Origin of the sequence: Leptolyngbya sp. PCC 6406 (assembly GCF_000332095.2) — a bacterium.
Lineage (GTDB): Bacteria > Cyanobacteriota > Cyanobacteriia > Phormidesmidales > Phormidesmidaceae > PCC-6406.
Window position 1 is genome coordinate 1,178,814 of sequence record NZ_KI913949.1, and the last position, 23,091, is coordinate 1,201,904.

General features: G+C 51.9%; 22 protein-coding genes. 4 read left to right on the forward strand and 18 right to left on the reverse strand.

From position 1 onward, the window contains the following. Positions 1 to 30: 30 nt before the first annotated feature. The 3 genes from LEP6406_RS0205555 to ggpS form a co-directional block, all read right to left on the reverse strand. Positions 31 to 1,017 carry an NAD(P)H-dependent glycerol-3-phosphate dehydrogenase gene (locus tag LEP6406_RS0205555; protein WP_008309761.1) on the reverse strand — a complete coding sequence of 329 codons (987 nt, stop codon included), beginning with the start codon at positions 1,015 to 1,017 and terminating at the stop codon, positions 31 to 33. A 161-nt stretch (positions 1,018 to 1,178) separates the two neighbouring features. Beyond that, positions 1,179 to 2,888, reverse strand: a complete 1,710-nt coding sequence (locus LEP6406_RS0205560; protein WP_008309760.1) for a glycerol-3-phosphate dehydrogenase/oxidase — start codon at positions 2,886 to 2,888, stop codon at positions 1,179 to 1,181. A 196-nt stretch (positions 2,889 to 3,084) separates the two neighbouring features. Beyond that, a complete protein-coding gene (gene ggpS / locus LEP6406_RS0205565) occupies positions 3,085 to 4,584 on the reverse strand; it encodes a glucosylglycerol-phosphate synthase (protein WP_008309759.1) in 1,500 nt (499 codons plus the stop codon). A 355-nt stretch (positions 4,585 to 4,939) separates the two neighbouring features. On the opposite strand from ggpS, the gene gghA reads away from it, so the two are divergent. Together gghA and LEP6406_RS0205575 are read left to right on the forward strand one after the other, a co-directional pair. Further along, entirely contained in the window at positions 4,940 to 7,507 is a 2,568-nt protein-coding gene (gene gghA / locus LEP6406_RS0205570; protein ID WP_008309758.1) for a glucosylglycerol hydrolase, read from the forward strand. A 212-nt stretch (positions 7,508 to 7,719) separates the two neighbouring features. Further along, positions 7,720 to 8,262, forward strand: a complete 543-nt coding sequence (locus LEP6406_RS0205575; RefSeq protein WP_008309757.1) for a Uma2 family endonuclease — start codon at positions 7,720 to 7,722, stop codon at positions 8,260 to 8,262. A 26-nt stretch (positions 8,263 to 8,288) separates the two neighbouring features. Here the strand turns inward: LEP6406_RS0205575 and LEP6406_RS0205580 are convergent, their stop codons facing one another. The 3 genes from LEP6406_RS0205580 to LEP6406_RS0205590 form a co-directional block, all read right to left on the reverse strand. Then, complete coding sequence (locus tag LEP6406_RS0205580) at positions 8,289 to 8,942, reverse strand: CHAT domain-containing protein (RefSeq protein ID WP_008309756.1); 654 nt, start codon at positions 8,940 to 8,942, stop codon at positions 8,289 to 8,291. A 358-nt stretch (positions 8,943 to 9,300) separates the two neighbouring features. Continuing rightward, a complete protein-coding gene (locus tag LEP6406_RS0205585; RefSeq protein WP_008309755.1) occupies positions 9,301 to 9,657 on the reverse strand; it encodes a HepT-like ribonuclease domain-containing protein in 357 nt (118 codons plus the stop codon). Next, positions 9,654 to 9,947: a nucleotidyltransferase family protein gene (locus LEP6406_RS0205590; RefSeq protein ID WP_008309754.1), complete on the reverse strand. Its 294-nt coding sequence runs from the start codon at positions 9,945 to 9,947 to the stop codon at positions 9,654 to 9,656. Before LEP6406_RS0205590 ends, LEP6406_RS0205585 begins: the two co-directional genes overlap by 4 nt. Before the next feature lie 238 nt (positions 9,948 to 10,185). Between LEP6406_RS0205590 and LEP6406_RS0205595 the strand changes: the two genes are divergently transcribed. Further along, a complete protein-coding gene (locus tag LEP6406_RS0205595; RefSeq protein WP_008309753.1) occupies positions 10,186 to 10,746 on the forward strand; it encodes a Uma2 family endonuclease in 561 nt (186 codons plus the stop codon). A gap of 47 nt (positions 10,747 to 10,793) precedes the next feature. On the opposite strand, the gene brnA is transcribed toward LEP6406_RS0205595, so the two are convergent. From brnA to LEP6406_RS0205650, 11 genes are all read right to left on the reverse strand, one after another. Further along, entirely contained in the window at positions 10,794 to 10,991 is a 198-nt protein-coding gene (brnA, locus tag LEP6406_RS35585; protein WP_027268873.1) for a type II toxin-antitoxin system BrnA family antitoxin, read from the reverse strand. 105 nt (positions 10,992 to 11,096) lie between these two features. Continuing rightward, entirely contained in the window at positions 11,097 to 11,306 is a 210-nt protein-coding gene (locus LEP6406_RS26705; RefSeq protein ID WP_008309752.1) for a DUF2283 domain-containing protein, read from the reverse strand. Between the two features lie 462 nt (positions 11,307 to 11,768). Then, the gene (locus tag LEP6406_RS0205610) at positions 11,769 to 12,491 is read right to left on the reverse strand and encodes a Uma2 family endonuclease (protein ID WP_008309751.1); all 723 of its coding nucleotides are present in this window, start codon (positions 12,489 to 12,491) and stop codon (positions 11,769 to 11,771) included. Positions 12,492 to 12,960: 469 nt separating this feature from the next. Next, on the reverse strand, positions 12,961 to 15,660 hold the full coding sequence (locus LEP6406_RS29995) for a PAS domain S-box protein (protein WP_263971137.1): 2,700 nt from the start codon (positions 15,658 to 15,660) through the stop codon (positions 12,961 to 12,963). 248 nt (positions 15,661 to 15,908) lie between these two features. After that, positions 15,909 to 16,826 carry a transposase family protein gene (locus LEP6406_RS0205620; protein ID WP_008314553.1) on the reverse strand — a complete coding sequence of 306 codons (918 nt, stop codon included), beginning with the start codon at positions 16,824 to 16,826 and terminating at the stop codon, positions 15,909 to 15,911. Positions 16,827 to 16,894: 68 nt separating this feature from the next. Then, complete coding sequence (locus tag LEP6406_RS0205625; RefSeq protein WP_008314556.1) at positions 16,895 to 17,632, reverse strand: phycobilisome rod-core linker polypeptide; 738 nt, start codon at positions 17,630 to 17,632, stop codon at positions 16,895 to 16,897. Between the two features lie 27 nt (positions 17,633 to 17,659). Next, complete coding sequence (locus tag LEP6406_RS0205630) at positions 17,660 to 18,268, reverse strand: HEAT repeat domain-containing protein (protein ID WP_008314557.1); 609 nt, start codon at positions 18,266 to 18,268, stop codon at positions 17,660 to 17,662. Positions 18,269 to 18,336: 68 nt separating this feature from the next. Then, positions 18,337 to 19,119 carry a HEAT repeat domain-containing protein gene (locus LEP6406_RS0205635; protein ID WP_008314559.1) on the reverse strand — a complete coding sequence of 261 codons (783 nt, stop codon included), beginning with the start codon at positions 19,117 to 19,119 and terminating at the stop codon, positions 18,337 to 18,339. 183 nt (positions 19,120 to 19,302) lie between these two features. After that, positions 19,303 to 20,133 carry a phycobilisome linker polypeptide gene (locus LEP6406_RS0205640; RefSeq protein WP_008314560.1) on the reverse strand — a complete coding sequence of 277 codons (831 nt, stop codon included), beginning with the start codon at positions 20,131 to 20,133 and terminating at the stop codon, positions 19,303 to 19,305. Between the two features lie 307 nt (positions 20,134 to 20,440). Beyond that, positions 20,441 to 20,929 (reverse strand): globin family protein, encoded by a 489-nt coding sequence (locus LEP6406_RS0205645; protein WP_008314562.1) that lies wholly within the window; start codon positions 20,927 to 20,929, stop codon positions 20,441 to 20,443. Between the two features lie 70 nt (positions 20,930 to 20,999). Continuing rightward, positions 21,000 to 21,518, reverse strand: a complete 519-nt coding sequence (locus LEP6406_RS0205650; protein WP_008314564.1) for a globin family protein — start codon at positions 21,516 to 21,518, stop codon at positions 21,000 to 21,002. Positions 21,519 to 21,845: 327 nt separating this feature from the next. Between LEP6406_RS0205650 and LEP6406_RS0205655 the strand changes: the two genes are divergently transcribed. Beyond that, a complete protein-coding gene (locus LEP6406_RS0205655; protein ID WP_008314566.1) occupies positions 21,846 to 22,520 on the forward strand; it encodes a response regulator transcription factor in 675 nt (224 codons plus the stop codon). Positions 22,521 to 22,917: 397 nt separating this feature from the next. Here the strand turns inward: LEP6406_RS0205655 and LEP6406_RS33525 are convergent, their stop codons facing one another. Continuing rightward, positions 22,918 to 23,061, reverse strand: a complete 144-nt coding sequence (locus tag LEP6406_RS33525) for a hypothetical protein (protein WP_193364913.1) — start codon at positions 23,059 to 23,061, stop codon at positions 22,918 to 22,920. Positions 23,062 to 23,091 lie beyond the last annotated feature (30 nt).

Below are 23,091 nucleotides of genomic sequence, written 5' to 3' on the forward strand. Positions count from 1 at the left end.
CCTATATGAATAGGGGACGGGCGGCAGCTATCACAAATCGCAGGCTTCTGGCTTTAGGTCTCGTTCCATTAAGGCTTCTACCGCCTCTTGGGGGGTGATTTTGCCCAGTAGCAGGCGGTGGACTTGGCGGGCAATGGGGACGGGGATACCTTCGCGGTTTGCGATCGCAACCAACACCTGGGTTGTGTTCACCCCCTCCGCCGTACTGCCCAGTTCCTCCAGAATTTGGGCCAGGGGCTTACCCTGGGCCAACCCATAGCCCACCCGATAGTTGCGGCTAAGGACACTGGTGCAGGTGGCCAGCATATCCCCCAGACCCGACAGGCCAAAGAAGGTTTCCGGCTGTCCTCCCAAGTGGGTACCAATGCGGATCACCTCCGGCAGCGCCCGAGTGATCAGCGCCGACCGGGCATTGGCCCCCAGATTCAGCCCTTCGCAAACGCCAACTGCGATCGCGATCACATTCTTCAGCGTCCCCCCCAACTCTGCCCCCAGGGGATCGGGACTGCTATACACCCGAAAGGTATCGGAAGAGAACAGATACTGCACCGCCTCAGCCGCCGCCGGATGCAGGCTAGCCGCCACGGTGGCAGCGGGCTGGCCCTGCTCAATCTCCTTGGACAGGTTTGGCCCCGACAGCACCACCACCGGATTATCAGGAAAGGCGGCTTGAATCATTTGGGACGGGGTACGGGTGGTCTCCGGGTCCAGACCCTTGGTGGCCGTCACCAGGATCGTCTCTGGAGGAATATCGATGTCCCGCAACTGCGCCACCACCGACGGCACCCCCTTCATCGACACCGCCGACAAAATCACCTGGGCCTGATCCACCGCTTCCCCTAGGGAAATCTCACTGCGACGGGACCACAACCGGACGGTATGGTTATTTTTCTGAACTAGGGACGCTAGGGCCGATCCCCAGGCTCCCGCCCCGATCACCGTCAACTCAACGGATTCAGTTTGGACAACCTCAGCATCTAGAGAAAGGATAGAAGGGGCATTTGGCATCACAGGCATGGTAGAAAACTAAAGGGACTACGAAACCGAAGGATTTTGCTCGAACAGAAATTCCCTGCATGGGTTGCATAGCCGTGCAACCTTACGAGATTGGGATTTCGTAAGATGGGATTTTCGCTACCAGAAACCGCATCTTGGGGTCATAGCAGCAACTGTCAGCCCTACCCAGATGCAACGACTCCGACTGCCTGGGACGGGACCGCAGGGGTATCGAGAGCATAGTCGGGAATGCAATTGGCTTCCATAAACGCTTGATGTTGAGCTATTTGAATTTCGGATTGGGCGGTGGTCCAGCCGCAGTGGGTCTGGAGGGCGGCGACGATGCTCGGTAAGGCGTCGTGGCCATAGTTGGCCTGCATGGCTAGGGTGGTGCGGCGGCGGGTAATGTCCAGTAGCGTGTGGGCCATTTCCGCCTGGATGGCATAGACGGCCTGGGCCTGAATATCGGGCAGACCGGGCACAATCGGGGTAGCGAGGTCGGGGGCATCCTCTACCAAGGCCAGCACCTCTAGCGCCCGTGCCCCATACATTTGGAATAGGTGCTCTAGGACTGAGGCGGGGACTAGGGTGCGGTAGTGGGCGGCAGCCTCCGCCCGCCGGGGATCATCGGGCCAGATGCAGCCCGGTAGAGCGCGATCGCGGGTGGGGCTAGGGGGAGCCGTCTTTCCCCACTTTTGAAAGGCCCAATTCGTCATCTCTTCCCCGACTTGACGGTGGGTGGTGAGTTTACCGCCGATCAAGGAGACCAGATTTACCACCCCATCCTTACCGTGGTCGTAGAGAATATGGTCGCGGCTAATGCTGCCGGCCTTTTTGCCCTCACCGACATAGGGCAGGGGGCGAATGCCGGAGTAGGTGAAACGCACATCCGCCCGTGTCAGACGGGCCGTGGGGATCACCTGATTGGTTTCCCGCAGGAGGTAATCCACCTCGTCATTGCTGGCCTTGAGGGGATCTAGGGGGCCGTCATATTTCAGGTCCGTGGTGCCGATCAGGTATTGCCCCAGCCAAGGGGTAATGAAGTAGGGGCGGCCATCGGATTTGGCCTCAATATAGAGAGCGGCGCTGGGGGCTCCAGGAAAGGGATCCACGATGATGTGGCTACCCTTGGTGCCCCCAATTTTGCGATCGCGACCCAGAACCGCCTCCGCACCCTGACCTTGCTCCAGCCCCAACACCTGATCCACCCAAGGACCAGAGGTATTCACCACCACAGCGGTCTCCGACAAAGTTACCGTGAAGGACTCATCGGCGATCTGGTCATGGGCAGTGAGGGCGGTAATGCGATCGCCGACCCGACCCAGCGCCGTCACCGTAGCGTAGTTGAGGACATCCGCCCCCGCTACCTGGGCATCCAGCACAATTTCTAAACACAGACGCTCCGCGTAAGCCGCCTGCCCATCGTAATACTGAGCCGCCCCACAGGACTGTTCCGCATCCAGGGAACGGAACAACTGCCGCAACTTCCGGGCCGACAACATGCGGTGGTTGGGCAAACTCTTGTCATAACTGAGCAGGTCATAGAGAATCATCCCCGCCTGAATTTCCCAATAGCTGCGAGAACCCTGCTTGTAGATGGGAATTGTCATCTGGATCGGCTTAGCTAAATGGGGGGCCGTACGGAGCAGGATTTCCCGCTCCCGCAGAGATCCCCGCACCAGATGAAACTCAAAATATTCCAGGTAGCGCAGGCCACCATGAATCAGGCGCGTAGACCAACTGGTGGTGCCGCTGGCAAAGTCCCCCTTCTCAATTAGGAGGACAGACAAGCCCCGCAGGGCTGCGTCTCGGGCAGTGGCCGCACCATTAATGCCACCACCAATCACAATCAGGTCGTAGTCACGGCGCTGAAGGGCTTGGAGATCTCGCATGGGTTGAAGAAAAATTGTTGGAGGGCATTGATTGAGGCGGTGCACCGCCTCAATCAATTCTGAACAGAAGACCAGGGGATCACGAGTTAATAGTGTGCCAAGTGACCAGGGTTTGACTTCGCTCAACCTTCAGTGATCGAGGGCTGAACGAAGGGAAAAAGTCCAATCAGCGGGTACGTTATTTTCCTGCGAGTCCCTAGACTAACGCAGGCTCTAGGGCGAGTCCTGTAGCATTGGCCTCTCGGAACATGTGATTGGCCCATTCCTGCACGTCGTAGCGGCGTACCGCTTCGTAGAGTTTGGTCATCCGTTCCCGCTGCTCCTCGGGGCTCATGTCTAGAGCCTTGTCAATGCATTCGTCCATGTGCTTATCGGAATAGGGATTGGTGAGCACCGCCTGAGGCAGTTCCACCGCTGATCCGGTAAACTCCGACAGCACCAGTACTCCGTCCTGTCCCTGGTGGGCGGAAATATATTCCTTCGCCACCAGGTTCAGTCCATCCCGCAGGGGCGGAATCCAGGCAATATCCGCCGTGCGATAAAAGGCCATCAGATCCACAAAGGGAATCGGCTCTGTAAAGAGGAGAATTGGGGTCCAGTTGAGCTTGGCGTAGCGACCATTGATCTTGCCCGCCAACTGTTCAATCTGGCTTTGGGCATTTTTGTACACCCGCATCCCCTCAGCCGCCTTCACCGCCGTCATCACTAGATTCACCTTGCCCTTCATCTCAGGGCGACGCTCTAGCAGCCGCTCGAAGCACAGCAGCATTTCCTTCGCGCCCTTGACATAATCCACCCGCCCCGCCGAGACAATCAGCTTGTTGTTGCCAACGTCCTTACGAATGTCCTCCACCCGTGCTTGCACCTTGGGGGAGTTAACCGTATCGGCGATGTACTGGGGGTTAGTGCCCACGGGGAAGGCGTCCAGATGCACAGTGCGCCCCTGATAGCGCAGTTGGGTGGTCATTTCTGGCTCCGCTAGGGCTTGACCATAGGGCACAAAGGCGGAGCGGACGGGACCGCGTTCTACCAGTTCCACAGGCCGTAAACTCCGGGCCACAGAGACAAAGTTTTCCACGTAGCGGGGAATGTGGAAGCCGCAAAGGTCGCAGCACAGCAGGCTATCCACAATGGCCTGCCGCCAGTGAAGAATGTTGAACACATCGGCGGCGGGGAAAGGGGTGTGATGGAAGAAGGCAATTTTGACATTCGGCATTTTTTGCCGGATGTAATACGGAGTTAGCCACAGATTGTAGTCATGGATCCAGATCAGGGCATCCGCCGCCGCATCTTCGCAAGCAGCATCGGCAAAGAGGCGGTTGATCTGCTGAAAATTTTCCCAATCGGAGCTTTCGTAGGTGAAATGCTCAGGAAAGGAGTGCAAAATCGGCCAGAAAGCTTCCTTGGCGGTGATGTGGTAGAACTCCCGAACCTGTTGGGCTGAAAGGGGAATCCGGCGGACCACACAGCTTTCGTTGCCACCTTCCATGGTCACCCGCTCTTCAAAGTCGTTTTGCTGCTTTTGGGGCACCTGCTTCCAAGCGATCCAGGTGCTACTTTTGGCATTGGCAAAGAAGGTTTTGAGGGTGGGCACAATGCCATTGGGGCTTTTCTTATCGCGATAGACGATCTTGCCGTCAACCTTAACCTCGTCGTAGGGTTCACGATGGTAAAGGATGACTAGGGAAGATTTCATGACAGGCGGTCTCCTGATGACGGATATACGGATATATGGTGGGTCTGATCCCTGGGGACGGAGCAGGGCTAGATCTACGCTAGATCTGCTATCTAGCCTCCTTTCCACCCTATTCAATCCCGTAAAAGGGTCTCTGGGCCTCTGACGGGGGATAGATTTTTGCCGGGAAATCGGAGCAATGGCGCATATTTGCGAGCGATGGGGGTGGCAAAGTCTCCTTACGCTCATCAGAATAAGCGTGTTAGCTTTGCCCATTCCCTGCTAAATGTTCTTAAATCTTTGGCTGGGTTCGGTTGGTAACAGGACTGGTTACATTGAAAGTTACATTGAAAATTGGTATTGAGAATTAGGTGCTGTGGCAGTTAAGACCGCGTCTATCACGTCTGATTTACCCCCTGTAAATTCCTCCCCTATCTATCTTGTGGAGGATGAAACCCAAACTTTGCTCCATTGGGCGGCTTCGGTAATGGGGTCTGATGATACCTATTTTGGCCGGGGGCAGCGGCTGGCCAAGCGTTTGGGAGCCCATCCCCGGCGAGATGGGCTGACGGAGTTTGGCTTCTGGACGCCGGAGTTAGCTGCGGATGTGATCCAGTCAGAGCGAACCCTGGAGTTGGAAATTTTTACGCCCTTGGAGCCCATTCGGTTTCAGGCCGATCAGCAGACAATTCTGTTTCAGCGCGATCGCGTTCCCGTAGCCCAGCAGGGAGAATTTGTCTGGGCCGTGGTGGCGGGGGTACAGGCCGGAAAGCGCGATCGCGCCGGGGCCTTTTACTGGCTGCGCCACGTAGACGCTGAGCAGCGAGTCCATATCATTCGTGATCCCCTAGCCAAATCCACCCCCTACGGCATCTTTGCCCCCGCCGAAGTCTACGACACGCGACTGCTCCAGCGACAGCGGCCAGACCTAGCCTACTTTCGTCGCCATGCCGCACCCAAGAACATCCCCGATGCCGAAATTCCTCGGGTATCTGCCCCCACCAATATTCTGCAAATCCACGTACCCACCGCCTCCCCCGAAGGCACCCTGGCAGGGTTGACCCGCATCTTTCAGCGCATCTCGGACAAACTAGCAGCGGGAGAACTGCTCACCCCTGCCGAAGCGGTATATACCGGGTACGAGGCCGTGCAACTCCTGCCCATAGAGCCCACCATCGAATACCGCCGGGAAGATGCCAACATCGACCACGAGCTATTCGCAATTCCCCGCACCGCTGCCCCCGGTGACGAGTCACCCCTCACCGACGAAGCCCAATCCACCCAGCTTGAGGTGACCCTACGCAAATCCCAGACCCAGAACTGGGGTTATGATGTCCCGATTCTGGCTTCCTCCGCCACCAACCCCGCCGTATTAGGGAGCCTACGCCCCGATGAGGTAGTGGACTTCATCGCCACCCTCCATAACTTTTCCCAAGGATCGATGGGGGTAATTTATGACCTTGTGTATGGCCACTCCGATAACCAGGGGCTGGAACTGCTAACCCAGCAATTTTTCAAAGGCCCCAACATGTACGGCCAAGACCTCAACCACCAACTGCCTCAGGTGCGGGCCATCTTGCTAGAAATGCAGCGGCGCAAGATCAACACCGGGGCCGATGGTATTCGGGTGGATGGTGGTCAGGACTTCCGTTTTTTCAACCCCCTCTCCGGTCGGGTAGAGCAGGACGATGTCTACCTCCTCGCCATGAGCGATGTGGTGCAGGATATCCAGGGCTATCGACGACTCATGTTCACCATTTTTGAAGATGGTCGTCCCTGGCCAGAACCGGGCTGGGAGGAAAAGTCTACCTATCGAGAACTGGCGGAGATGAAACCCGGCTCTTACCAATGGGGACCACTTATTTTCGCCCACAATACCCCCACGGTGAAGGGCTTTTGGGATCGCAAATGGCGGCGGGTCTGTGAGGTGATTTTCCAAGGCGATCACTGGATTACGGGCTGTGGTAACCACGACACAGTGCGCCGGGGTAATCAGATCGATCTGGACGCAGATATTAATTGGAATTTGGGCACCACTCGCCCCCAAGTGCTCCATCGGGCCTACAACAATTCCGCCACGTTGCTGTGGGTCCATGGCTTCTCGCCGGGACTACCGATGGACTTTTTGAATGCCACGGTGGGGACGCCCTGGGGCTTTTTCCGCAACACTGACGATCGCTATGGGGTCAAGGTGGTATCGGAGGAGGTGGGTTTTCTGGACTGGGAGATCGAGCCAGAAATGTATGACGAGGCGGACACCTTTCCTCGACTCAAGGCTCTGGGCTTTCAGGACTATGACCAACTGCGAGGCTTTGCCTACGCCCTCCGGGACGCGATGGAGGAAACGGACTACGATCTCCAGGCGGTGGCGGAAATTTGCCAACATTGCCTCGGGGCCAATGGCGATGCGGTGGCCTGTGAGGTGCCGTCCCTGGAGGATTTGAAGGAGCCCAGCCTGCCCCGTTTTCTGGCAACGTTGGATGTGCCTAAACTCAAAACCTTTGCCATGGCCTTTATGGAAGATGGCCATGACATGTGTAATGTCGGTCGATATTTAGATCGTCTAGACCCGGCCATTGGCCATTTTGGCGTGCAACTACGCCAATTTCGCCAGAAGCGTCCTTGGTTGCGAGAAAACCTGACGGGGCGCGATCGCTTTAACCGCATCAGCGATGACCAGCGCATCATCTTCTATGGCTACCGTTCGGAACCCCATCCCAGCGACGACCGCCCCAACGAGGTGGTTTTGATCAGTCACATGGGGGGCGAACCGATGACGGTGAACCCTGGCGACTGGTTGCAACTGGATATGGCCCAATGGCAGGTCACCTTGGCGTCTCCGAGCCTCAATGTCCAGCGAGACTTGAAGGATCTCCGGGCCTTTACGCTGCAGGATGGGGAGGGGGTCTTGCTGGAACGCCTAGCCCTAAACCAAGAGGGCTGAGAAGGAGATATGGAATCTAGTACCGCAGGGCGTAAATCAGCCCACTATCGTCGCACCAGCCCAACATTTTCCGGTCCCCTCTCTCCTTGGGAGAGGGCTAGGGTGAGGGGCCGAGGTGTACCACGGTATGGTCTGAAAGTCGCCCACCTTGACCCCATCGGTTAACCTGGGGTAAAAACTGCCGCGCCACTTCCCGACGTTCCATTGCCCCCATGATTGCCATCCCCCAGAGTCCTCCCATTACCCTGCCCCTAGCGCAGTGGCTAGAAAACCCACCCTCCAGAACCGAATGGGTGGACGGCTTTCTTGTTCGGAAATCTGAGATGACCCTGAAGCACAGCAAAATCCAGCGACGACTGAGCACCCTCTGGAGTTTGTACGTTGAGGCCCAGGGACAGGGCGGGGAAGTGTATACCGAGCCCCCTTGCCGCACCAACCAACAAGGGCGATCTCCGGATGTGGCCTACCTGCCCCCAGATCTCCTGGCCCAGTACGGAGAAGCCAAGGTGCTGCCCCAGAGTTTTCCCCTCTGTGCTGAGGTGGTCTCGCCGACGGATTTGGCGGAGGAGGTGGTGGCTAAGGCGTATGAGTACCTGGACTCTGGGAGCCAGGAGGTTTGGCTGGTATATCCGGAAAGTGGCTGGATTGTGGTGGTGACGGCGGACAGCCGAGAAATTTTTGGCCCCCATGAGGTGGCCAAAACCCAGCGCCTCATGCTGGGGTTCCAAGTCCAGGTGGATGAGTTAATGGCCTGATATCAAGTCCGGTGAGACAGCCTCTCCTACTCCATCCTTTCCCAATTCCCCGCCAGCACAAAGGCCGCCCAATAGTAGGGATGGCTATACTCGCCCCCCTGGTTGATCATCTCCAACTGCACCACCCGCAGCGCTTCACTGCGACCCATCCCCGCCATCAGCTTCTCGTAATAGCGGGCCATCAAACTCTGGGTGCCAAAATCATCCACCTGCCACAGACTCAGCAACTGCGTCTCCGCTCCAGCAATGGCAAAAGCCCGCCGCAAGCCATACACTCCCTCCCCATTGGCCACATCTCCTAACCCCGTGTCACAGGCAGAGAGCACTACCAACTGAGTGCCAAACAGGTTCAACTGCGACGCTTCTAATGCGGTGAGTGCCCCATCTTCATCGCCGCTGCTGCGGGTGTTGAATCCCGCCAGAGCTAAGCCCGAACGCAGTAGGGGATTCTCGATGGGGATGCCGACAAGGGCGCTAGGGTTCAGCGACTCACCCCCGGCAATTAAGCCCAATCCCCGCGAGTCGGCATTGGGGCGCTCCACATCTGCCAGAAAGAAGCCATGGGTGGCGATGTGGAGAATGCGGGGGGACTGTACCTGCTTCAGGGCGTTCTCGGTGGCACGGCCCTGGTCTAGGACAGTGGGATTGTTCAGCCCACATTCCGCACTTTGAAGTGTCACACTCAGGTATTAACCTTAAAAGCCTTTGAGTTCAGGGGTTTCAACGTTTAGCAGTGCAATTGAACTAGGTGCGGTCGATTCTCAATTAGAGCTGACTAATGAAAATCTGGCCGAAGAAAATTGCCGTGATCCTTATGCTTTCGTTCTAAATATCTAATGTGCCAGTTGGAAGGGCGGAATGTCGGCCCCAGGTACTCTCCGTAAAGGTACCTACTTCCCCGCCCCATCCACCTATTCACCCCCCCCTCTCTTTAGATTTCCATCGAGCAACCCCCGTAGGCTGGGTCAAGGAACGCCGACCCGGCATCTTTCAAGGGCGACACCCCGGTTGCTGGGTCAACGGACCCAGCCTACGATGCTAGGAACTATCGTCTCCGTCATTGGCGATCAGCCTGTGGACTGCGGCTTCCAACTCTGGTATGTACACCTCCACAGCATCCCAAACTCGATTCATATCAATGCCCCCCAAATAGTCATGCACCAACACATTCCGAAAGCCAGACAGTGCCCGCCAGTCCACTTCAGGCGCGCGGGTCTTCAGGTCATCGGATAGCCGCTGCGTTGACTCCGCCATGGTTTGCAGCCGCCGCAGTACCGCATCCTGCACCAGAGCACTTGCCATAAACCTAGCCTTGCCATGGCTTGTGTAGTCTTGAATCAGGGCAATACAGGTCAAAATATGCTCCAGATAAACCCGATCTTGGTCAGAGATCATAGGGGCTTAGCCTCTGCCAACACCCGCTCCCGGATTAGGGGGCTAATTCCCTGGTCCGTCAGGATGTCTACCCGGCAACCGAGCAAGTCCTGCCAATCCATCAATAATCCACCCGGAAACCAGGGGGTCACCTTGGCCGGGTCGTAATCCACCAAAAAATCAATGTCACTATCGCGGGTCTCTTCACCCCGAGCAACCGAGCCAAAGACCCGCACGTTATGGGCTCCATGCTTAGCGGCAATGGCTAAAACCTGAGCCCGATTTTTCTGTAGAACCTCTGATAGGGTCATGGTTGCGTCGCGTCCCTGGTGACTACACCTTGATTCTAGGGGGGCAGGGGATTGGGTGGGGGGGGAGTTTAGCTGCCCAGGAGGGCGAGGGAGAGTACCGCCTGAGATGATGCGAACCTTACCCCCTCGGTAGGTTACATCTGAATTCAGGATCTATCCTCAATACCTGCAAACACGCCACCAGCTGAGCCATTAAAATTAGGAAACCCGATGATGTGTCGCTTTGCCGGAGAGTCGCATGGTACAAGCCCCTTCCAAATCACCGACCTTGCAAGACTTTCTGCAACTGCCAGAAACCAAGCCTGCCAGTGAATACATCAACGGTGAAATCACCCAAAAGCCCATGCCCAAGGGACGCCATAGCCGCTTGCAAGGCAAACTTTGTAGCACCATTAACCAAGTGGCAGAAGACGCTAAACGGGCCTATGCCTTCCCAGAGCTGAGATGTACTTTTGGCGGACGCTCCATTGTTCCAGACATCGCTGTTTTTCAGTGGGAGCGAATTCCCTTTACCCCAACTGGCGACATCCCCGACAACTTCGACCTGCCCCCCGACTGGACGATTGAAATCCTCTCTCCTGAACAAAGGCCCAACAAGGTTCTGGGCAACATCCTTCACTGTCTAGAGCATGGCAGCCAGTTGGGCTGGTTTATTGATCCCGATGATCGCAGCATTTTGGTGCTTCGCCCCCAACAGCAGCCCAGCCTCTGGGCTAGCGACCAAGTCCTGCCCATTGTTCCTGAGTTGGATCTTGCTCTCACCCGCGATCGCATCTTTGGCTGGCTAAACATGGGCTAGCGGGTCATTTGGCGCAAACATCGCTATTCCCGGAACGCTCCTGCGCCTTAAACCTGCTCCAGCCGTTCAGCCAGCCAGACCTTAATGATTGATTGCCGACTGACCCCCAGCCGCATTGCCTCTCGATCTAGCGCCTCAATCATCCAGACTGGGAAGTCGATATCTATGCGCTGCTGCTCATGGCCAGGGCGTTTGAGTTGAGACAGGTCTAGGTCATCAATGATGTCCTCTTGACCCTGACAAATTTTTGGTCAAACGCTTCTCCGGGGGCGGCTCCGCCGCCAGAGCCAGAGGCAGAGCCTCAGCAGCGGGTGCCCCGGCAGAGCCAGGGCACCAGGGGGATGCAGGGTTTAAACCAGTTCTGGGGTCAGCAACCCTCTCAAATCCAAGTTTTTCAGATCTACTTTGGTCGAGGCGAGGTCAATTTCTATGCCGACAACGTTCCCAGCTTTATCAAAGTCGATCACCACATCTGGGGCGATTTCTGACGACTCTGTGCTGGGATTGTTATTCAGTCGAATTGAGAGCGTGTCCGTGTCTGAAAAATACTGGACCTTCATGGCTCTAAACCCCTTTGTAAACGAGCGCGGAAATTACGGTCAAAATAGGCGTTATGTAGCGTTTCACCATCTTCTAATATGATCACTCTGAGGACGCGATCGCCATATTCTGGGATGACCGCCCAAGCGCTAGTTCGACCATTGGGCTGAGTCATTGTTTTCATGGGTTCTCGTAGAACGAAGTCGCACCACTCCCGGCGAATTTTAGGACGTTCCAACAGCTTTTGCTCAAAATAGGCTGTCGTTTTCAATGTCTCACGCCCGCAATTTCTGCGAGGGCATCGGCATACTGCTCCAGATTACTGCGTAACGCCTCTAACTCACTCCGCAGTTGGGGTTCCCGCTCCCAGGCTTTTTCGTGGGTTTGGGGGCTGGTGTCGGCAAGGAACGTTTTGGTGTAAGCGTTAAGGTCAGCATGACGACCTAAGACATCGGTTCTGCCTAAAGTTTAGCCGCGAGACGCTACGCCAAAGTATTGGGGTCAACCCCCAACTCCCGTAACTTAGCTGCCAGTTTTTCATTGCGTTCCTCCGGGCTGGGTACCAAGTCGCTGTCAGCGGTGAAAAAGCGTAGTTGCTGCTGATGTACCCCCAGGTAGAGGCCCAATTGTTCGCTCCACAGCCAACCTGACTCCGTCGGCTCCAGGGGTTGATAGGTGCCATCCACCAGGTGAAAGCCCTCGAACTCCAGGGTGTAGGGGTCAAACCAGAAATAATCCGGGGTGCGGAAGGTGTCTTGGTAGATTTGCTTCTTCAGACCGCGATCGGTCGTGGCGGTGGAGTCCGATAGGAACTCAATAATCACGTTGGGATACTTGCCCTCCTCCTGCCACACCACCCAGCTCTTGCGGGGGCGGCGCTCGGTGCCCAGCACCACAAAGAAATCTGGCCCTCGGAAATACTCAGACTTCAGTTGGTTGGGGCTGTAGTAAATCGTCAGGTTGCCGGATACATAGAAGTTCTGACGATCTTGCCAGAGGAACCGCAGCAGGTGAATCAGCAGATCAATTTGGTCACGGTGCAGGTCGCTTTCCAAGGGCGGTTCGTCGCTGTAGAGGTCACCGGGGGGAAACACCACCGTCTCCCCGGTTTGGGACGCAAGCCCCTGAGACCACTCCTCAGGGGCGATGGTCTTCGACCGGCCTTTGGCCATCGCAGCGGTACCGGGTTCCTTGGCCAGGGTCATGGCAATACGAGGGTGGGGATAGGTTTAGTGTAGCCAGGTCTGCTGCCATACTGGTCCACGCCCAGCACGGGGCTTAACCCATCACTGAAGGGGGGCATTTTCCTGAAACTGCTGGAAGCACGCTTCTAGCTCCTCTAGTGCTTGTAAACTGCCCACCGTCCAGCTTCGGCTAACCGCCTGCTCTATCAATGGAACAATACTCTAGGAGTTCAGTGTTCCGTAGGCATCCATGGGGAGGCAGGCGCATTGGAGATTGCGTCCGATTAGCGCCAGTATCACTTGCAACAAGTATCTGATTGCGCCTTGCTCCCAGCTTCGACCTCCCGAATTCCGAGTCGGGTCATCGTGGGCAGATCAGGAGTCACATCCAAGTTTGATGGGGGGGACTTTCACCCTCATCAAGAGGACAGTTCAGCTTTTTAGAGGGCTTCATATTTGGAAGCCAAGCTGGCAGAGTTATTTACGGGCTCTAACCGTTATTCGTCTGCAACGAATCGCACTCCCTATCCCGGCTAGCTGCTGCTGGCTTCGTGTGAGGAAAGATGATAGTAACCGTCGTGCCCCTGTCTATGTCACTAGATATTGTAATGTTACCGTCATGTAAGTCAATACACTTTTTGACAACCACAAGTCCTAATCCTGTACCAGGGATATTGCGGACATTCCTTCCTCGATGAAAGGGTTCAAACAATTGGTTCTGATCCTGAACTAAAATGCCAATACCTTGGTCGGAAACCTGAATTATCGAACTGTACTTATCAAAATTCAAAAGGCATTTAACTTGAGCATTTTTAGGTGAATATTTAATGGCATTTGAAAGTATATTTCCCAGGATAGAGCGAAGTAATTTTTCGTCCATATAAACTTTTTGCCACTGCCCTTCACACGAAAATTCTAAAGCATGATTAGATGCATCTCCTAGACGGATTTCATCTATAAAATTACGGCAAAATTTTTCCAAATCTAGCCATTGGGGGTTAAATTCCAACTTTCCAGTTTCTGCTCGGCTGATAGTCAAGATGTCATCAAGAAGCTGCACCATATTTTTGACTGCGTCTTGAATTCGCCGAAAGTTACGCGATCGCTTCTCGACATCTTCCCAAGCTTGTGGTGAGTTCTCCAGGATTTGAGCGGCGGCTAGAGCTGTACTCAACGGTGTCCGAAATTCATGGGATGCCATTGAGAAGAAGCGAGTTTTCAGGATGCCCAATTCTTTTTCATGCTCTAATGCGGTATGTAGTTCAATCAATCGTTTTCGTTCAGTAATATCGCGTGAATTAACCACGACTTGAGTAGATTCAGAATCGTTGATAAACTTTTGGCTGATCGCTTCCAAACTCCGCCAAGAGCCATCTTTATGCCGACAGTTAAATTCTATCGGCAAAGCTACCTCTGGATTTTTAGTTGCATTCGTAATGCTGTAGCAGGTTGCAACGAAATCGTCAGAATGGATCAGTTCAAAAAAATTCTTACCAATCAAACTAGATGGTGAGTAGCCTAACACTTTCTCAACTGAGGGACTAATGTATTGAATAATGCCATCTGTTTCGAGAATTGCCACAATATCAAGCGCATTTTCGATAAGCGATCGATAGCGTTCTTCACTCCAACGTAGTTCCTGCTCAATGCGCTTGCGCTCGGTAATATCTCGTTGCACGGCAATCCAATGGGTATAATAACCCGTCCGGTCTGCCACAGGTACAATACTAAACTCAACCCAAAACTCTGAACCGTCTTTACGGTAGTTGATTACCTCTGCCGTCACCGGTCGCCATTCCAATAGTGATGCTCGGACTATATCAAGAACCGCTCGATCGGTTTTAGATCCTTGAAAAATTCGAGGAGTTTTACCGACTACTTCTTCAAGAGAGTAACCTGTTGTTCGGGTAAACGCTTTGTTGACATACAAAATTCTGGGTCCTGGTTCATCAATCGGCTCAGCTTCTGTAATCAAGACTGCATCATTCGTATTAACAACAACGGACTGAAGTAACCTTACCTGTTCTGCCTGACGTTTTTGTTCGGTAATATCAGCAACGACAACGACTATTCCATTAATGATTCCATTGCTCTCTCGTAGAGGAGCAGCCGAAAAAACGATTTCAATCGGAGTGCCATCTTTTTTCCGTCGTCGAATCTCCAAGCTTGGAGGTGTAATCCCTTTCATTACATTATTCTTAATTGTTTGATATTCCTCTAACTCCTCAGGCATAATTGGGTTGGGTTGATCCAACAGTTCCACTTCAGTCCAGCCAAACATGTGCTCGGCTGCCGGATTCCAAATCCTAATATGGTTTTTTAAATCTACAGTAAAAATTGCACGAGGTGAAGCAGCAATCAGCGATTGCAGAGTTTGGTTGGTATGACGTAAGGCGGCTTCAGTCTGCTGACGTTCAATAATTTCTGCTTGAAGTAATACATTGGATTGAGAGAGTTCTCTGGTGCGTTGTTGGACTCGATTTTCTAAATCAATATTCAGGTGCTGCAACCGCTCATAGAGTTCGGATTGCTGAATAGCGATCGCGATTTGGGTTGACAGTTGTTGCATTAGTTCCACTTCCCAGGGATGCCACTGGCGTGGTTGACTGCATTGATGGGCAATCAACAGTCCCCACAGGTAAGGCTGGGTCAGAGGAGGAGCAGAGTTAGGCTGTGGTTGGGTGGGTAATACTGCTGGGTCAGATGCAGATGGTTCTGCTTTCTCAAGTCTTTCTTGAAGGATGGGCACGACCAATTTTGCTTTTACCCCAAACTGTTGAACAAACTCCGCCAAGCAGGGTTCGACATCCAACTGTTCAACATTAGCAATCACGCGAGTTTTGCCTAGGGTATAAGCATGATGATATTCTCTAGGAAACACCTCTTCTGGAAAAGTTTCATCTAAAATCGCGATATAATGGGAGGATACTGCTTCAGCAATCGCACTACCTGTAGCGTCTTCCGAAATCTGATAGATTAATACCCGATCAGCTTGTAAAAACTGTTTGACTTCTGCAACAGTAGTCGCTAATACTTCATCCAAGTCAAGCGATCGCCGGATCTGCTGAGCAATTTGATTAACCAGTCGCTCTCGCTCTGTTTGTTTCTGTAGCGTGCGCTCTGCTCGTTGTCGCTGGGCGATTTGCCAGGATAGGACGTAATAAATTGCGAAGAGAACAATCGCAAACACCCCAATCCCAAACCCTAGCGAACTGAGCCAAGGCAAGGAATTGAGAGTTAGATTAATAATCTGACTAAACGCCATTCTGATTGTATAGGACTAGAATTTTACTCCTTATTATTAAGTGAGAGGAGTGGATGCAGGGATAGTTTCGGGAAAGAACTTTACATTTTGACTCTTTATCCTCTTCAAAAGACCTCTTCAAAAACAAGAAAAATCGGCAGGTCAATCTGTTTCCAGCCCCTTAAGGCTGAAAATTAGACATACTGAACCCGTAATCGGACCAGTCCGCAGACACACCCGATTACCTCCTCATACATCCGAGAGCGCATCCGAAATTCCTCCTTGGCAATGCGGAAGATTTTGATGACTCGGATGACGTGCTCCACATAAACTCGCCGTTGGCTGACCTGGCGATTGAAGTCCTTCTGCGCTTGGGTCAGTTCTCCGCCTGGGGGTTTCTTTATCGCGGTGGTGGTGTTGCGGCGACCAACATAGGCTTTATCCGCTGTAAACCGCAACGCCCCTGGCAACTCTGCCTGGGCCTGCTCCAAAAATTTGCTATCACTGCGAGGACCGGGTTCACCGATGACCACATCAACAATATCGGTGCCTCCCGGCAGGGTAATGAGTTGATTCTTGCGGGTATGGCTCTTCTGTTTGCCAGAATAGAAGGCTTCTTGAGCCTCAGAGTCTTGGGGACGGGGAATCGGCTGCTCCCAGGTATCCACCAGCAAGTCCCCTGCTGGCAATTCGGCTAACCACTTCTCCAGTTCAGCCCGCTCTACACTGGAGCACTCCTGTTGCCATTGCTCCAACAAGCTCGCTGGCAGTTGGCTACTCACATAAGGCAGCATCTCGTGAATGTAGTTGCACACGGTAGATTCCGCACAGTCCAGGGTTTCACAGAGGGCTTGCATCGTCCAGTGTTGTCTCAGGTAGATTAATGTGACCAACAAGCGACATAACACGTTGGCATCCCGTTTACGCCCACCACCCACTTGCCGTTGCCGTCCAGGCCGCTGCGCCCGATCGAGCTCCTCCGCTTCCTTGAGTTTTGCGATCCGTTGCCACAGTTCCCATAGTGCGTCTGGGCCTAGCCCCACCATTCGCTTCCCTTGCTGTGGACGCTTATTCAGCAGATGCAGTAGATGATTGAAAAAGTCCTGTTTCATCACCCCTCTCCAGCGACTCCTCTCCCTATTGTGAAACCCTCGGCTTATTCTTTAAGAGGTCTATTGGGTCAAGAAGAGAAAAGCCGGTTGGTCTCTGAAAATAGCAGCAAAAAGATAATGATCATAAAGGTAATTAGCATTACTCTAGATGCTCTAGTCCAATTTGCCCGTTGCATAAAAGCTTGCAGTTCAAACTTCTCAAATTGATCAAATAAACCTGTGGGTAATGGTTTCGGAAGTTTGTCACGGTAGTCCGCACCATAGCGAGGCATCCGAGCAAAAGGCAACTCACCTTGAACACGCTGGGTCAAAATGCGCCGCCGCTGATAAGGGACAATATTGTCACCAAACCGCTCTAGATACTCCTCTGTGTTGACCAGAGCATCAACAAAGCCCTTTAGCCCTTTCGTCGCCAACACAATTGACCAGGAAAATGTCTCTCGATTATTGTAAATCGAACGGCCGAGGACACGCTGAATTACCATTTCAATAAATCGGTAGTTACTATTAACCTCGTAATTCAAGCGCCGAAATGAGTCAGATAAAACTAACCCACGAATAAAGTCTCGAACTGTAATTTGACGAGTTCGTAGCTGCGACTCAAGTGCAACTTGGCGGTGGTAAGCAATGCATTGTTGCTCGTTAAATATCTGTCTATATGCTGACCAAATCAGCATATCCATTTCAGAAGAATCCAACAAGTCATCCATCGAATAAATTCTAGGGGTCTCATCTCCGGGCACTTCAAACCCTTGAACTCGTTGATTTTGACTGGAAGGGGTATAGGTGAGAGAAGGAATTGTCATTGTTTTGGTGAGAGTTTAGAGGGTTGCTTAGGTGGAAAAAAGAAGATGAATCCGTTGTTGAACGACGCGATCGTTCTCTTGCACTAATGCTTGCTGGAGTGCATTGATCGCCTCATCTGTGGCAATTTCCCCTAGGGAAACAGCAGCAGCATATCGAAGTGCCCAGTCTTCGGTATGCAGTAATGCCCAGATGAGTTTATCGATCGCCTGTGAGTGATGATTGCAGCGTGAAGGGTGGGAGCGCAGCATTTTACCCAATCCCCGTGCGGCAATCCGGCGCACATTCCCCTGACAATGGTTGGCAATCTCAACTCCGACCATATTAATCAGTAATAACAAGGCACGATCATCCCCAACATTTGCCAATATTTGGACAATTCGTGCTTGCATTCCGTGATCAATACTGTCATCAAAAGCAGCTATGAGCGGTTCAACACTGTCGGGTGCAAACTGTTCTAATGCCTGGGCAGACATTGACGCAATCTCAGTGTAATGGTGATCCAGAAGTTGAATTAGAGCTAGAATTGTCGATTGAGTACGGTTTTCAACCAGAATTCTCAGCCACAGTGCTGCCTCTGTGGGTGTAGTCGTGTTGCGGATTTGATAAATGATTTGCTTGGAGTTGGGAGATGACATAACAGTTAAGATGAATCAATGGATGAGCGGGTGAATGGCATGGCAGTAGAACTGCAACCGCAGTAGCTTCAAAGTTGTAATAGCAGTCCATCAATCGCCTGAAACAAGATTTGCGTCGCCTTCTGTTTTTCGGTGGTTGAACGATCACTTTCCAAAACGGCTTCTAAAATGCGTTTTAGATTTAATAGCTTGAGACTGTTAGCAATATTGGCTTGCAAAATCGCCTGAGCTGCTTCCAGATGCCCGATCGCACCCAAGTCAAAGACCGCCGCCCAACGCAAATAGGGATTGATATGGTTCAGATTCTGGATAATTCGCTCCAGATATTGGGGTTGCTGAGTCATTTGATAGTAATAGCGAGCTGCCGCACATTGAATACGTTCTGAGGAATCCTGTAAAAATGGCTTCACATCAGATAACGCTTCTTGCACTTGCAACTGCCCTAACGCTTCAATCAATGCCTCATAAGGTTGGGGTTCACCAGAACGCAACAAATGCAACAAGGGGACAACCGCACGGCGATCACCAATTGCTGAAAGAGCTTGAATCACCGCTTCCCGGAACTGTAAATCCTCCTCGCACCAGAGGGCATCCACGAGCGCGGGCACTGCCTCAACCTGTTTGAGTTGTCCCAGGGCACGGGCTGCCTGCCGCCGCAGGGGATACCCACCCTGAACCGTCCGATAGCCGTCATCGTGGAGTAAGTCGCAGAGCACTTCCCCGGCCACTTGAATTTGGTGTTTGCCCAACCACCAAGCTGCATAATATCGAAGCTGGTTATCATTTCCTTGGAGAGCTGCGATCGCTGACTCAGCCGAGAGGACAGGTTCTGCAGAAGTCGTTACAGTCATTTATGTTTCAAACAGTAAAAATAGGCAAGGAGATTTAGGGCGTACAAAAATACGCCCACAAACAGTAACTGTAAACGCCCCACGCCCCCTTCGGGCTAAGCTTGTTTAAGCCAGATTTCACGGCCAGCATCCCTTGTGCCCCCACCTAGGGGACGTTTACCAGTAACTGAACTAGCTGCAATATTAGACGGGCGTGATTCGAACGATTTTGCCGCCGCGTTGGTGAATTTCTTGATACCGAGTAGATAGTTGATCAAACGGCACGGCATACATCGTTCGACTCCGACGAACCGTAACCGAGGTCTTACTCGCTCCCTGAATAACTTCCACCATAAACACTCGCTTGTCTCCCCGTACAGGAGTCATTCCCAACCCAGTAAGGAATTCTAGTGAGCTGAAGGATGAGCTTGGCGGCACAATGGCATTGGACAGATTCAATGCAACTTGCTGCCGTAAGCGAGAGTTTTTGCCACCCCCTTGAGCATTGTCACTGCTGCCATTTCCCCGATACAACCGAAACAACCGATTAAATCCTACCTGTTTCATGCCAGGAATTGATTGAAATCCTCGGTAGTAAGGCACAATGAAATCGCCAAAGGCATTGTTGTATTCAGAGCTTTCAAAGTAAGATGCGATCTCTGTCGCATAACCTTGGGAGGCATAGAGATCAACATGATAAGCAATTTCTGCTTGATCGTAGGGCGCGCGTCCCAACAGATGCTTGTAGTTCAATTCAATGAATCGAACCTGAGAATTACGGTAGAAGAAGCGTTCTTTATAGTACTCTGACTGGGCTAGGGCCTCAATGAACTGACGCACATTAATTTTGCCATTTCTCAGTAATGCCTCAGCACTGGCAAATGCCTCGCTGAGGGCTAGACCTTCCCGTCCAAATACATGGGTATAGGCAGATCGAAAAACCTGCTGCAAATCGTCTTCATTCCAATTTTGGCGAAGTTCAACTTTCTCATCAATCACTTCACCAATCCCCAGTCGAGATTCCATTAAGCTCATGATTTCGTCTCCATAAATAACAACAAGATGTTAGGAAAAAAAGGGAACCAGGATTAGTTAACTCTTGTCCTGCATCTTCTATAGCGATCCTGCATGAGCTTTGAGTAAACTTCTTTGTGGGTTGCGCTGCGCTTCACCCACGCTACGAAGGTCTTCAGAAATCAAATAGGATTGCCATACTGGAAAGAGGTTGCAAAAATAAATCGGAGATTAAGGTCTGTAGCCTAGCTCAATTCTCCGATTATCCTGAGTTGTACACCACTGTAGAAACGCGGTTAACTAACCCCAGCTCTCCGTTTGCTGGTGATTAGCTCAATGCATTGATGGCATAGTTGAGGTAGATGTTAGCTTCGCCACCCACATCTCCAGACAGACCATGGTTGTCCCGAACAAATTCAAGTGCAGCAACATACCAGCTTGGTGACAAACCGAGAGCGGCATTAAACTCTTTCACACCCGCAATCACATACTCATCTAATGGCCCAGTACCACCAACTACACAGCAATAGCTGATAGTCCGAAGATAATGGCTGATGTCACGTACGCACTTGGACTTGCCTTCAGGCGTAGAGGCATACTGAGAGCCCTGCATTTGGGTCGTATAGGGGAACTTTTGATACACATGGTTCGCGGCCGCTTCAGCCCACGCTTGACCATTTTGGCTGAACGCTTTGGCTGCATCTAAACCAGCTTTAGCACGGTTAAATCGACCGAAAATTGCTTGCATCTCGGTATTACTCAGGTAAGCACCACGAGAATCAGCAGCAGAGATTGCCTCAGTCAAAGGGGTTTTCATCGCTAATAGGTCTCCTTAAGAATGCAAAAATGAAAAACGATGGCAAAAGCACAATTGAAAATCACGGACATTAAGCAACAGATGCAGCAGCTCGGTCAAAGTAACCAGCCAGTTCTGACATAAGGGACTTGCAGTCGCCTTGGGTAATGCCATTCGAGTCGTTGGCGATGGCAAGAGCTGCATCTTTCATTTTCCCAATACCGGAAGCAACGGTTGCACCTGGTGTGCCCAGAGCTTGGTAGGTTTCCCGTAAGCCATTCAGGCAGCGATCGTCCATTACACTGGCATCACCAGACAGCATCGAATAGGTGACATAACGCAGAATGAAGCCTAAATCACGAAGGCAGGCGGCCTGATTACGATGGTGAAAGCAAGCACCACCGGGACCAAAGACTTGGGGTTGATCAGCAACCAAAGCCCGGTAAGCATTAGATGTAATTGCTGCTGCGTTGCTAGTCAGACGGTTGACCACATCTAACCGCTTGTTGCTATCAGCAACCATTGCAGATAAAGCGTTCACTTGGGTATCACTCAGGTATGAACCCTGGCGATCGGCTTGTTCAACAACTCTGGAAAAAGCATCCAACATAGTGTAAAGTCTCCTAATTTTTCTGGGGTCTGTGTAAGAAGGTTTTGCCCTCAATCCACATGAGTTAGGAGCTTACGGCGTGAAAGGTAAGAAAATCGGTACGGAAGTCGTAAAGAAATCGGAAAGACCAGGGAAAATGTGTCATCTGTTACAGAACGCAACAAATATACAGCGGATTTTCTCGTCAGATTCGCCTTTAATCGGGCTGAAAGTCCTTTTGCAGCGCTTCCTGAAGCTTGGCTTGCATTTCCCTTAATCTCTCTTAAAGATGGGCATGGTCCCTTTTCCTCTATGCTGAAATTGAATGAGGTTTAAATATCGATCCGCATGAGGATCCTTTTAGTTGAAGATGATATTCCCCTGGCAGAAACACTGGCAGAGGCCATGACTGACCATCTGTATGTTGTTGACTTAGCAGAGGATGGTGAGCAAGGCTGGGATTGCGTCAAAGCCTTTGACTACGATCTCATGTTGTTGGATGTAATGTTACCAGAAACAGACGGGCTGACTCTGTGCCAACGACTGCGATCCCACGGTTATCAAATTCCAGTGTTGATGATTACAGCACGAGACACAATTAGCGACAAAATTACCGGGTTGGATGCCGGAGCTGATGATTACATCATCAAGCCAATTGATCTAGGAGAATTGTTTGCTCGCATTCGTGCTCTTCTCCGACGAGGCAGCAATATCACTCCTCCCATCCTAGAATGGGGTGATTTACAATTGAATCCCAGCACTTATGAAGTAAGTTACAATCACCATCCTCTCCGGCTAACACCTAAGGAATTTAGTTTGTTAGAATTACTACTACGAAATAATCGCCGAGTTCTTAGCCGTAGCGTTATTATCGAACATCTCTGGAAAACCGAATCTTCTCCAGATGAACATACAATAAAAGTCCACATCAGAAGCTTAAGAAAAAAGCTCAAAGCCACTGGCGCAGATGAAGATTTTATTGAGACGGTTCATAGCATTGGCTATCGTCTTAAGTCTCTTTAAGTCACATCGATTTAATCTTGGATTACGGAGTATATCGAACCCAATGTAGAACCAGCGGCCTTTGTCATCGTTTCGGCCACCTTCATCCATTTGCTGGATAGTTCAAACAAACTATTCGATCTAAAGCCTTGTCCCACAAAGTTTACGGATTACTGAGAAAAATGCTTGCTCAGTCGGAGTGGCCGAAACGATAATTAACGCCCACAACAGTCCTGATGTTCTCAAATTATGTTTTAGCGAAGGAGGGGAAGTGAGTAGCAACGCGGTCGGGTAAAGGAAGGGGTTTTAGATATAGCTCCTTAGTGACTCTGGCTCTGTGCCCAAAAGGGTAGCAGCGGTGTTGAGATCTAGCGTTAAGGTCAGCATGACGACCTAAGACATCGGTTCTGCCTAAAGTTTAGCCGTACAGTGCAATCAGCGGTGAATTGTTGATCGCGATCGCAAGATTCTCGGACTCTGACTGACTGACCCGCTGAACCACCTCAGCATATCCCCGCTGAAAGAGTGAAACAGGGTCGGTATCCAGAATCCAGAGGCTCACATTGAGGCATCCTCAAACGAGTCGAGTTGC

What these genes read in the sequence shown, in the direction of transcription:
- ggpS (WP_008309759.1), bottom strand. Translation starts at nt 4,584, where the DNA reads ATGAAATCTTCCCTAGTCATCCTTTACCATCGTGAACCCTACGACGAG.
- LEP6406_RS0205590 (WP_008309754.1), bottom strand. Translation starts at nt 9,947, where the DNA reads ATGACCCTATCAGAGGTTCTACAGAAAAATCGGGCTCAGGTTTTAGCC.
- LEP6406_RS0205625 (WP_008314556.1), bottom strand. Translation starts at nt 17,632, where the DNA reads ATGACAATTCCTTCTCTCACCTATACCCCTTCCAGTCAAAATCAACGA.
- LEP6406_RS26705 (WP_008309752.1), bottom strand. Translation starts at nt 11,306, where the DNA reads ATGAAGGTCCAGTATTTTTCAGACACGGACACGCTCTCAATTCGACTG.
- LEP6406_RS0205635 (WP_008314559.1), bottom strand. Translation starts at nt 19,119, where the DNA reads ATGACTGTAACGACTTCTGCAGAACCTGTCCTCTCGGCTGAGTCAGCG.
- LEP6406_RS0205585 (WP_008309755.1), bottom strand. Translation starts at nt 9,657, where the DNA reads ATGATCTCTGACCAAGATCGGGTTTATCTGGAGCATATTTTGACCTGT.
- LEP6406_RS0205655 (WP_008314566.1), top strand. Translation starts at nt 21,846, where the DNA reads ATGAGGATCCTTTTAGTTGAAGATGATATTCCCCTGGCAGAAACACTG.
- LEP6406_RS0205650 (WP_008314564.1), bottom strand. Translation starts at nt 21,518, where the DNA reads ATGTTGGATGCTTTTTCCAGAGTTGTTGAACAAGCCGATCGCCAGGGT.
- LEP6406_RS0205640 (WP_008314560.1), bottom strand. Translation starts at nt 20,133, where the DNA reads ATGAGCTTAATGGAATCTCGACTGGGGATTGGTGAAGTGATTGATGAG.
- LEP6406_RS0205555 (WP_008309761.1), bottom strand. Translation starts at nt 1,017, where the DNA reads ATGCCTGTGATGCCAAATGCCCCTTCTATCCTTTCTCTAGATGCTGAG.
- LEP6406_RS0205575 (WP_008309757.1), top strand. Translation starts at nt 7,720, where the DNA reads ATGATTGCCATCCCCCAGAGTCCTCCCATTACCCTGCCCCTAGCGCAG.
- LEP6406_RS0205620 (WP_008314553.1), bottom strand. Translation starts at nt 16,826, where the DNA reads ATGAAACAGGACTTTTTCAATCATCTACTGCATCTGCTGAATAAGCGT.
- LEP6406_RS0205560 (WP_008309760.1), bottom strand. Translation starts at nt 2,888, where the DNA reads ATGCGAGATCTCCAAGCCCTTCAGCGCCGTGACTACGACCTGATTGTG.
- LEP6406_RS0205595 (WP_008309753.1), top strand. Translation starts at nt 10,186, where the DNA reads ATGGTACAAGCCCCTTCCAAATCACCGACCTTGCAAGACTTTCTGCAA.
- LEP6406_RS0205645 (WP_008314562.1), bottom strand. Translation starts at nt 20,929, where the DNA reads ATGAAAACCCCTTTGACTGAGGCAATCTCTGCTGCTGATTCTCGTGGT.
- LEP6406_RS0205630 (WP_008314557.1), bottom strand. Translation starts at nt 18,268, where the DNA reads ATGTCATCTCCCAACTCCAAGCAAATCATTTATCAAATCCGCAACACG.
- LEP6406_RS0205610 (WP_008309751.1), bottom strand. Translation starts at nt 12,491, where the DNA reads ATGACCCTGGCCAAGGAACCCGGTACCGCTGCGATGGCCAAAGGCCGG.